Below are 11220 nucleotides of genomic sequence, written 5' to 3'. Positions count from 1 at the left end.
CCGCCGGCCCGGTCGCCGCACCCCGGCGGCCGGGCCGGCCCACCCGCTGACACCGAAGCCCCAGCAAAGGAAACGACGGAGATGCCGAACACCGCCAACGAGCAGACCCTGCGCGACTACCTCAAGCGGGCGACCACCGAACTGCGCACCACCCGCCGCCTGTTGAGCGAACAGCAGGAGCGCGCCCACGAACCGATCGCGATCGTCGGCATGAGCTGCCGCTTCCCCGGCGAGGTCGGCTCGCCCGAGGAGCTGTGGCGGGTGCTGGAGTCCGGCGGCGACATGATGACCGGCTTCCCCACCGACCGCGGCTGGGACGTCGACTCGCTGTACGACCCGGAGCCGGGCCGCCCCGGCAAGGTCTCCACCCGCACCGGCGGCTTCCTGCACGACGCGATGGACTTCGACGCCGGCTTCTTCGGCATCAGCCCGCGCGAGGCCCTCGCGATGGACCCCCAGCAGCGCCTGCTGCTGGAGACCACCTGGGAGGTGTACGAGCGGGCGGGCATCGACCCGGCCTCGGTGCGCGGCAGCCGGACCGGCGTCTTCCTCGGCGTCATCACCCAGGGCTACGGCGGCAGCGACCCGCGCGCCTCCGGCGAGGACCTGGAGGGCTACCTGCTGACCGGCACCACCGGCAGCGTGGCCTCCGGCCGGGTCGCGTACACCTTCGGGCTGGAGGGCCCGGCCGTCTCGATCGACACCGCCTGCTCCTCCTCGCTGGTCGCGCTCCACCTGGCGGTGCGGGCGCTGCGCAACGGCGAGTGCACGATGGCGCTGGCCGGCGGCGCCACCGTGATGTCCACCCCGGGCATCTTCCTGGAGCTGAGCCGCCAGCGCGGTCTGGCGGCGGACGGCCGCTGCAAGGCCTTCGCCGACGCGTCCGACGGCACCGGCTTCTCCGACGGCGCCGGGATGCTGCTGCTGGAGCGGCTCTCCGACGCCCGCCGCCACGGCCACCGGGTGCTCGCGGTGGTCCGTGGCACCGCCCTCAACCAGGACGGCGCCTCCAACGGGCTGACCGCGCCGAGCGGAACCGCCCAGCAGAAGGCGATCGAGCAGGCGCTCGCGGACGCCGTGCTGACCCCGGCGGACGTGGACGCGGTCGAGGCGCACGGCACCGGCACCACCCTGGGCGACCCGATCGAGGCCAACGCCCTGCTCGCCACCTACGGGCAGCACCGCCAGGACGGCGAGCCGCTCTGGCTGGGCTCGGTGAAGTCCAACATCGGGCACACCCAGGCCGCCGCCGGGGTGGCGGGCATCATCAAGATGGTCATGGCGATGCGGCACGGCGTGCTGCCGAGGACCCTGCACGTGGACGCGCCGTCGCGGCACGTGGACTGGACCTCCGGCGCCGTCGAGCTGCTGACCGAGGAGCGCCCGTGGGCGTCCTCGGCGGAGCGCCCACGCCGGGCGGGGGTCTCGGCGTTCGGCATCAGCGGCACCAACGCGCACGTCATCCTGGAGCAGGCGCCGGCCGAGGAGCCGGCCGACGCGGCCGAGTCCGGCGGCGAGTCCGGGGCTGAGCCCGCGGTGCTGCCCTGGCTGCTGTCGGCCCGCTCGCCGGAGGCGCTGCGCGCCCAGGCCGGGCGGCTGCGCGAGAGCCTCGCCGACCCGGCGGTGCGTCCGGCGGACGCGGCCCGCTCGCTGGCGCTGACCCGCTCCGCGCTGGAGCAGCGCGCGGTGGTGGTCGGCGCGGACCGCACCGAGCTGCTGGCCGGGCTGGACGCGGTGGCCGACCCGGCCGGCGGTCCGGCGGCCGCGGTGGTGCGGGGCGTGGCGGACGCGCCCGGGCGGACGGTGTTCGTCTTCCCCGGCCAGGGCTCGCAGTGGCTCGGCATGGGCACCGAACTGCTCGACTCCTCCGAGGCGTTCGCCGAGCGGTTCCGGGCCTGCGCGGCGGCGCTGGCGCCGTACACCGACTGGGACCTGCTGGACGTGCTGCGCGGCGCCCCGGGCGCCCCGGGCTTCGACCGGGTGGACGTGGTCCAACCGGCGCTGTGGGCCGTGATGGTGTCGCTGGCCGAGGTGTGGCGCTCGTACGGGGTGCGGCCGGACGCCGTGGTCGGCCACTCCCAGGGCGAGATCGCCGCCGCCGCCGTCGCCGGCGCCCTCTCCCTGGACGACGCCGCCAAGATCGTCGCCCTGCGCAGCCAGGCCCTCGCCGCCATCGCCGGACAGGGCGGCATGGCCTCCATCCCCCTACCCGCCGAGCAGGTCCGCGAACGCCTCACCGCCTACCCGGGCCGCCTCGACGTCGCCGCCGCCAACGGCCCCGCCACGACAGTCATTTCGGGCGACACCGACGCCCTCGAAGAGTTCGTCACCGCCTGCCGGAACGAGGACATCCGGGCCAGGACCATCCCCGTCGACTACGCCTCCCACGGCCCCCACGTCGACCAAATCCGCGACGACCTCGCCCGCCTCCTCACCGGCATCACCCCCCGGGCCACCGACACCGCCTTCTACTCCACCGTCACCGCCCAACCCCTCGACACCACCCGACTCGACGCCGACTACTGGTTCCGCAACCTCCGCCAACCCGTCGAATTCGAACGCACCATCCGCACCCTCGCCACCGACGGCCACACCATCTTCATCGAATCCAGCGCCCACCCGGTGCTGACGGTCGGCCTCCAGGACACCCTGGCGGCGCTCGGCCCGGCACTCGGCCCGGTGACCGTCACCGGGACGCTGCGCCGCGACGACGGCGGGCCGCGCCGGGTGCTGACGTCCGTGGCGGAGGTCTGGGTCCGCGGCGGCCGGGTCGACTGGGCCGGCCTGCTGCCCGGCGGCGCCGACGTGGAGCTGCCCACCTACCCGTTCCAGCGCACCCGCTACTGGCTCGCCCCGGCCGCTCCGGACGCCGGGCAGGGCCGACTCGCGCCCGCCGAGGCGGAGTTCTGGGCCGCGGTCGACCGCGAGGACGTGCCGGCCGTCGCCGGGACGCTGGACGTCGCCGAGGACGCCGCGCTCGGCAGCGTGGTGCCCGCGCTGTCCTCCTGGCGCCGCCACCGGCTGAACGGCGCGGCCGTGGACCGCTGGCGCTACCGGGTCGAGTGGCAGCGCCGCCCCGACCGGGCCGACGCGCCGCTGAACGGCCGCTGGCTGGTCGTGCTGCCGGAGTCGGGCGCCGCGCCGGAGACCGTACGGGCCGTGCTGGACGCGCTGGCCGCGCGTGGCGCGCAGGCCGTCCCGGTCCCGCTGGCCGGGGCCGACCGGGCCGGGGCCGCCGGCGCGCTGCGGGCGGTGGCCGACGGGGAGGCCGTCGCCGGGGTGCTCTCGCTGCTCCCGCTGGACGAGCGCCCGTACGCCGGCCCCGCCGACGACCGTACCGATCCCGGCCTGCCGACCGGGCTGGCGCAGAGCCTGGCCCTGGTCCAGGCGCTGGCCGGGGAGGGGCCCGTCCCGCTCTGGACGGTCACCCGGGGCGCGGTGTCCACCTCCGCCGTCGAGGCACCGCTGAGCCCCGCCCAGGCCGCGGTCTGGGGCCTGCTGGGCGTGGCCGGCGTCGAGCTGGCCGGGCTGCGCGGCGGCCTGCTGGACCTGCCGGCAGAGCTCGACGCCCGGACGGCGGCCCGGCTGGCGGCCGCCGTCGGCGGCGAGGAGGACCGGCTGGCCGTGCGCCCGGCCGGGGTGTTCGCCCCGCGCCTGGTCCGCTCCGCCCGTCCGGAGTCCGCCGCGCCGCACTGGCACCCGCGGGGCACCGTCCTGGTGGTCGGCGGCACCGGCGGGCTCGGCGGGCACGCCGCCCGCTGGCTGGCCGGGCGCGGTGCCGAGCACCTGGTGCTGGTCGGCCGGCGCGGGCCGGCCGCCCCCGGCGTGGACGCGCTGACGGCCGAACTGGCCGCCGCGGGCGCCCGGGTGACCGTCGCCGCCTGCGACGCCGCCGACCGCGCCGCGCTGGCCGGGCTGCTGGAGCGGCTGGCCGCCGACGGCGAGCGGGTCACCGCCGTGGTGCACGCCGCGGGCGTGCCGGCCGCCGAGCCGGTCGAGCGCCTGGACCTCGCCGCGCTGGCCGCCGCACACCGCGCCAAGGCCGTGGTCGCCGAGAACCTGGACGCGCTGACCCGCGGCCTGGAACTGGAGGCCTTCGTCCTGTTCTCCGCCCTCTCCGGCACCCTGGGCCTGCCCGGCCAGGGCGGCTACGCGGCCGGCACCGCGCAGTTGGAGGCGCTGGCCCGGCGCCGGGCCGTCGAGGGCCTGCCGGTCAGCTGCGTCGGCTGGGGCCCGTGGGACGGGGCGGGGTTGACCGAGGACGCCGGGACCGCCGAACTGCGCCGGCGGCACGGCGTGCCGGCCATGCCCGCCGCCCTGGCGCTCACCGCGCTGGCCGACGCCGTGGACGCCGCCGAGGCGCCGCTGCTGGTCGCCGACATCGAGTGGGACCGCTTCTTCCTGGCCTTCACGGCCGGCGGGCGCCGCCCGCTGATCGAGGACGTGCCGGAGGTCCGGCGGCTGCTGGCCGACGGCGCCGGCGGCGCGCCCGCCCGCACCGCGCAGGGCTCGGCGCTGGCCGGCCGGCTGGCCGGGCTGTCCGAGGCCGACCAGCACCGGCTGGTGCTGGACGCGGTCCGCGGCCAGATCGCCCTGGTGCTCGGCCACCGCAGCGGGGACGCCGTCCGCGCCGAGGCACCGTTCAAGGAGATCGGCTTCGACTCGATCACCGGGGTCGAGCTGCGCAACCGGCTCGGCGCGCTGACCGGGCTGACGCTGCCGGCCACCCTGGTCTTCGACCACCCGACACCGGCCGCGCTGGCCGCCTACGTCCGCGCCGAACTGCTGGGCACCCCCGGCGAGTCGGCCGTCACCGCGCGCGCCGTCGCGACGGACGAGCCGCTCGCCGTGGTCGGCATCAGCTGCCGCTTCCCCGGCGGGGTCCGCTCGCCGGAGGACCTCTGGCGCCTCGTCGAGTCGGGGACCGACGCCGTCACCGACTGGCCGGCCGACCGCGGCTGGGACGCGGCCGGGCTCTACCACCCGGACCCGGACCACACCGGCTCCACCTACACCGTGCGCGGCGGGTTCCTGGACGCCCCGGCCGAGTTCGACGCCGCGTTCTTCGGCATCAGCCCGAAGGAGGCGACCGCGATGGACCCGCAGCAGCGGCTGCTGCTGGAGTCCGCCTGGGAGGCCTTCGAGCACGCCGGGCTGGACCCGCGCGCGCTGCGCGGCTCCGACACCGGCGTCTTCGTCGGCATGACGTACCAGGACTACGCGGCCCGGCTGCACGGCGCCCCCGAAGGCTTCGAGGGCCACCTGATGATGGGCAACACCGCGAGCGTCGGCTCCGGGCGCCTCTCGTACACCTTCGGGCTGGAGGGCCCGGCGGTGACCGTGGACACCGCCTGCTCCTCCTCGCTGGTCGCGCTGCACCTCGCGGCCCAGGCGCTGCGCAGCGGCGAGTGCTCGCTCGCGCTGGCCGGCGCGGTGGTCGTGATGGCGACTCCCGACATGTTCGTGGAGTTCAGCCGGCAGCGCGGCCTGGCGGCGGACGGCCGGTGCAAGGCCTTCGGCGCGGAGGCGGACGGCTTCGGCGCCTCCGAGGGCGTCGGCCTGCTGGTGGTCGAGCGGCTCTCGGACGCGCGGCGCAACGGGCACCGGGTGCTCGCGGTGATCCGCGGCACCGCCGTCAACCAGGACGGCGCCTCCAACGGCCTGTCCGCGCCGAACGGCCCCGCCCAGCAGCGGGTGATCCGGCAGGCGCTGGCGGGCGCCGGGCTCACCGGCGCCGACGTCGACGCGGTCGAGGCGCACGGCACCGGCACCCCGCTCGGCGACCCGATCGAGGCGCAGGCCCTGCTCGCCACCTACGGCGCCGGGCGCGACCCCGAACAGCCGCTCTGGCTGGGCTCGTTGAAGTCCAACATCGGCCACGCCCAGGCGGCGGCCGGGGTCGGCGGCGTCATCAAGATGGTGATGGCGATGCGGCACGGCGTGCTGCCGCGCACCCTGCACGTCGAGCAGCCGTCCCCGCACATCGACTGGAGCGCGGGCACCGTGCGGCTGCTCGCCGAGGCCCGGCCGTGGCCGGAGCCGGCGCGCCCGCGCCGGGCCGCCGTCTCGGCCTTCGGCATCAGCGGCACCAACGCCCACGTGATCCTGGAGCAGGCCCCGGCGGTCGAGCCGGTGGCGGAGCGGGCGCCGGACGGGCCGGTGCCGGTGCTGGTGTCGGCCAAGTCCCCGGCGGCGCTGCGGGCCCGGGCCGAGCAGCTGCGCGCCCTGCTGGCCGCCGAGCCGACCCTCACCCCGGGCGCCCTGGCCCACGCGCTGGCCCTCCACCGGGCCCACCTGGAGGAGCGGGCCGTGCTGGTCGCCGACGACCGGGCCGGGCTGGACGCCGCGCTGGCGGCGCTGGCCGCCGACGAGCCCTCGCCCGCCATCGTCGGCGGGACGGCCCGGCCCACCGGGCGGACGGTGCTGGTGTTCCCCGGCCAGGGCTCGCAGTGGCTCGGCATGGCCGTCGAACTCCTGGACACCGCACCGGTGTTCCGCGACCGGATCGAGGAGTGCGCGGCGGCGCTGGCGCCGTACACCGACTGGGACCTGCTGGACGTGCTGCGCGGCGCCCCGGGCGCCCCGGGCTTCGACCGGGTGGACGTGGTCCAGCCCGCGCTGTGGGCCGTGATGGTCGGTCTGGCGCGGCTCTGGGAGGGCCTCGGGGTGCGACCGGACGCCGTGGTCGGCCACTCCCAGGGCGAGATCGCCGCCGCCGCCGTCGCCGGCGCCCTCTCCCTGGACGACGCCGCCAAGATCGTCGCCCTGCGCAGCCAGGCCCTCGCCGCCATCGCCGGACAGGGCGGCATGGCCTCCATCCCCCTACCCGCCGACCAGGTCCGCGAACGCCTCACCGCCTACCCGGGCCGCCTCGACGTCGCCGCCGCCAACGGCCCCGCCACGACAGTGATCTCGGGCGACACCGACGCCCTCGAAGAGTTCGTCACCGCCTGCCGGAACGAGGACATCCGGGCCAGGACCATCCCCGTCGACTACGCCTCCCACGGCCCCCACGTCGACCAAATCCGCGACGACCTCGCCCGCCTCCTCACCGGCATCACCCCCCGGGCCACCGACACCGCCTTCTACTCCACCGTCACCGCCCACCCCCTCGACACCACCCGACTCGACGCCGACTACTGGTTCCGCAACCTCCGCCAACCCGTCGAATTCGAACGCACCATCCGCACCCTCGCCACCGACGGCCACACCACCTTCATCGAATCCAGCGCCCACCCGGTGCTGGTGATGGGCGTGCAGCAGACCCTGGAGGCCGCCGGCGCCGAGGACGCCGTGGTCACCGGCACCCTGCGCCGCGACGACGGCGGGCCGCACCGCCTGCTCACCTCCGCCGCCGCCCTCTGGACGCACGGCGCCGAGCTCGACTGGAGCGGCCACCTGCCCGCCACCGCCCCGCACGTCGAGCTGCCGTCCTACCCCTTCCAGCGCACCCGCTACTGGCTGGAGGCCCCCGTCCGGGCGGCCGACGCCGCCGGTCTCGGTCTGGAGGAGGCCGGCCACCCGCTGCTCGGGGCGGCCCTGCCGCTGGCCGAGGGCGAGGGCATGACGTTCACCGGCCGGCTCTCCCGCCGCGCCCAGCCGTGGCTGGCGGAGCACACCGTGCTCGGCACGGTGCTGCTGCCGGGCGCCGCGTTCGTCGAACTCGCCCTGCACGCGGGCGAGTCGCTCGGCTGCGACACCCTGGCGGAGCTGACCCTGCGGGCGCCGCTGGTGCTGCCCGAGGACGAGCCGGTGCAGCTGCAACTGTCCGTCGCGGCCCCGGCCGCCGACGGCTCGCGCGCGCTGAGCGTGCACTCCCGCACCGGCGGGCGGGCCTGGACCTGCCACGCCACCGGCACGCTCACCGAGGGCTCCGGCGCCGAGCCGTTCACCCTCGCCGCGTGGCCGCCGCCCGGCGCCGAGCCGGTCGACCTGGAGGGCCTGTACGACACGCTGGCGGAGGCCGGGCTGGCGTACGGCCCGACCTTCCGCGGGCTGCGCGCCGCCTGGCGCCGCGGCGGGACGGTCTTCACCGAGGTCGCGCTGCCGGAGGGCGAGGCCGCCGGGTTCGGCCTGCACCCGGCGCTGCTCGACGCGGCGGTGCAGGGCATCGGCCTGACCGCGCTCGGCGGCCGGGGCGTCGCCCTGCCGTTCGCCTGGTCCGAGGTCACGCTGCGGGCCGTCGGCGCCCGGGCGCTGCGGGTGGAGCTGACACCGGCCGGCCCCGACGCGGTCGCGCTGCGGCTGGCCGACCCCTCCGGCGCGCCGGTCGCCTCGGTGGAGTCGCTGGCGGTGCGCCCGGTCACCCCGGAGCAGCTGCTCGCGGCCGGCTCGGGCCACCAGGACGCCCAGCACGTCCTCAGCTGGAGCCCCGTGGCCACCGGGGCCGCCGAGGTGCCCGCACCGTCCGGCAGCTGGGCGCTGCTGGGCGCCGACCGGTTCGGCCTCGGCGACCGGATCGCCGCCGCGTACCCGGACCTCGCCGCCCTGGCCGCCGCCGTCGAGGCCGGCGCCGCAGTGCCCGAGGTGGTCCTCACCTGCGCGCCGCCGGCCGGTCCGACCGAGCTGCGCGCCGCGCTGCTCCCGGTGCTCGCACTGGCCCAGGAGTGGCTGGCCGACGACCGGTTCGCCGGCTCCCGGCTCGCGGTGCTGACCCGGGGCGCGGTCGCGGCCCGGCCCGGCGAGCACCTGGACGCGCTGCCGGAGGCCGCGCTCTGGGGCCTGGTGCGCTCCGCCGAGTCGGAGCACCCCGGCCGCTTCCTGCTGCTGGACGTGGACGCCGCCACCGCCGATCCGGCCGCCGCGCTGGCCACCGCGGTGGCCTCGGACGAGCCGCAACTCGCCCTGCGGGAGGGCTCGCTGTTCGCTCCCCGGATCACCCGGGCGAACGCCGAGCGACTGCTGGCCGAGCCCACCGGGGTCGCGGCCTGGCAGCTCGCCGTCACCGGCGAGGGCGGCTTCGACGACCTCGCACTGACCGACTTCCCGGAGGGTGTCGCAGAGCTGACGGACGGTCAGGTCAGGATCGCCGTCCGGGCGGCCGGCCTCAACTTCCGGGACGTGGTGCTCGCCCTCGGCCTGGTCGCGGACGACGGACGGGCGGCCGCCACCGAGGCCGCCGGCGTGGTGCTCGAAGTCGGCCCCGGCGTCACGGACTTCGCGGTGGGCGACCGGGTGATGGGCCTGCTCTCGGCCGGGGTCGGACCGGTCTCGGTGGCCGACCACCGCCTGCTGGCCGAGGTCCCGTCCGGCTGGAGCTTCGCCCAGGCCGCGACCGTCCCGGCCGCCTTCCTCACCGCCTACTACGCCCTGCACGACCTGGCGAAGGCCCGGGCCGGGGAGTCGCTGCTGCTGCACGCCGCCACCGGCGGCGTCGGCATGGCCGCCCTCCAACTCGCCCACCACTGGGGCCTGGAGGTCTACGGCACCGCCAGCACCCCCAAGTGGGACACCCTGCGCGCCCTCGGCTACGACGAGGACCACATCGCCGACTCCCGCACCCTCGACTTCGAGGAACGCTTCCGCAAGGCCACCGACGGCCGCGGCGTCGACATCGTCCTCAACTCCCTCGCCCACGAGTACGTCGACGCCTCCCTGCGCCTGCTGCCCCGCGGCGGCCGCTTCATCGAGATGGGCAAGACCGACGTGCGCGACCCGGAGGCCGTCGCCGCCGCGCACACCGGGGTGGAGTACCGGACCTTCGACGTGCTGGACTCCGGCCCGGAGCACGTCCGTTCGCTGCTGCGCGAGCTGGTCGCGCTGGCCGAGCAGGGCGTCGTCGCGCCGCTGCCCGTCACAGCCTTCGACATCCGGCGGGCGCCCGAGGCCTTCCGCTACCTCAGCCAGGCCAAGCACACCGGCAAGGTGGTCCTCACCCTGCCCACCCCGCTCGACCCCGACGGCACCGTCCTGGTCACCGGCGGCACCGGCGTCCTCGGCAGCCGCCTCGCCCGCCACCTCGTCACCCGCCACGGCATGCGCAAGCTCGTCCTGGTCTCCCGGCGCGGCGCCGACACCCCGGTGACCGCCGATCTCGCCGACCTGGACGCCGAGATCCGCTACGCCGCCTGCGACGTCACCGACCGTACGGCGCTGGCCGAACTCCTGGACGGCATCACGGACCTGACCGCCGTCGTGCACACCGCCGGCACCCTCGCCGACGCCACCCTCGAAGGCCTCACCCCCGACCACCTCGACCGCGTCCTGCACCCCAAGAGCGACGCCGCCCACCACCTCCACGAACTCACCCGCGACCGCGACCTCGCCGCCTTCGTCCTCTACTCCTCCGCCGCCGGCACCCTCGGCAACGCCGGACAGGCCAACTACGCCGCCGCCAACGCCCACCTCGACGCCCTCGCCCACCACCGCCGCACCCACGGCCTGCCCGCCACCAGCCTCGCCTGGGGCCTGTGGCAGCTGACCGACGGCATGACCGGACACCTCGACGCCACGGACCGTTCCCGCGTCGCCCGCAGCGGCATCCTGCCGTTCACCGAGGCGGAGGGGCACGCGATGTTCGACGAGGCGGTCCGCGGCGCGGCACCCGTCGCGATCCTCAACCGCTTCGACCCGGCGGCGCTGCGCACCCGCGCCGACGCCGGGATGCTCCCGGCCGTGCTGCGCGCGCTGACCGGGCGCCGGGCCCGCCGGGCCGCCGCGGCGGCCGAGGCCGGCGGCGAGTCGCTCACCCGCCGGCTGGCCGGGCTGGGCGCCGAGCAGCAACTCGCCGTCGTGCTCGACCTGCTGCGCCGGCACGTGGCGACCGTGCTCGGGCACGCCGACCCCGAGGCGGTCAACCCGGGCCGGGCGCTCAAGGAGCTGGGCTTCGACTCGCTCTCCGCGGTCGAGTTCCGCAACCGGGTGAACGTGGCGACCGGGCTGCGGCTGCCCGCCACGGTCGTCTTCGAGTACCCGACCCTGGACACGCTCGGCCGCTTCGTCCTCGCGGAGCTCACCGCCGCCCCGGCCGCGCCGGCCCCCGCGCCGAACGTGCTGGACGAACTCGCCCGACTGGAGGCCGGGTTGTCCGCCCCGGCCGCGCTCGACGGAGCCGTCCGGGACGCCGTCGCCGACCGGCTGCGCGAGCTGCTCGACCGTCTGGGCGCGGCCGCGGCGGCCGACGGCGCGGGCCAGGACGTCGGCGAGCGGATCGGCCGGGCCAGCGACGACGAGATCTTCGACTTCATCGAGAACGAGCTGGGGCTCTGACCGGGCTCCGAG

The 11220-nt window shown here is 77.1% G+C and carries 1 protein-coding gene; it reads left to right on the top strand.

What is annotated here, in order from left to right; all coding sequences use genetic code 11:
- Positions 1–81 precede the first annotated feature (81 nt).
- The gene (locus tag ACIQI7_RS05130) at positions 82–11208 is read left to right on the top strand and encodes a type I polyketide synthase (RefSeq protein ID WP_401105264.1); all 11127 of its coding nucleotides are present in this window, start codon (positions 82–84) and stop codon (positions 11206–11208) included.
- Positions 11209–11220: the final 12 nt, after the last annotated feature.

Origin of the sequence: Kitasatospora sp. NPDC092039, assembly GCF_044756065.1 — a bacterium.
In the GTDB taxonomy this organism is placed as follows: domain Bacteria; phylum Actinomycetota; class Actinomycetes; order Streptomycetales; family Streptomycetaceae; genus Kitasatospora.
This window is presented reverse-complemented; position numbering and strand designations above follow the sequence as displayed.

Coding starts and splice junctions, on each gene's coding strand:
- ACIQI7_RS05130 (WP_401105264.1), top strand. CDS start 82: ATGCCGAACACCGCCAACGAGCAGACCCTGCGCGACTACCTCAAGCGG.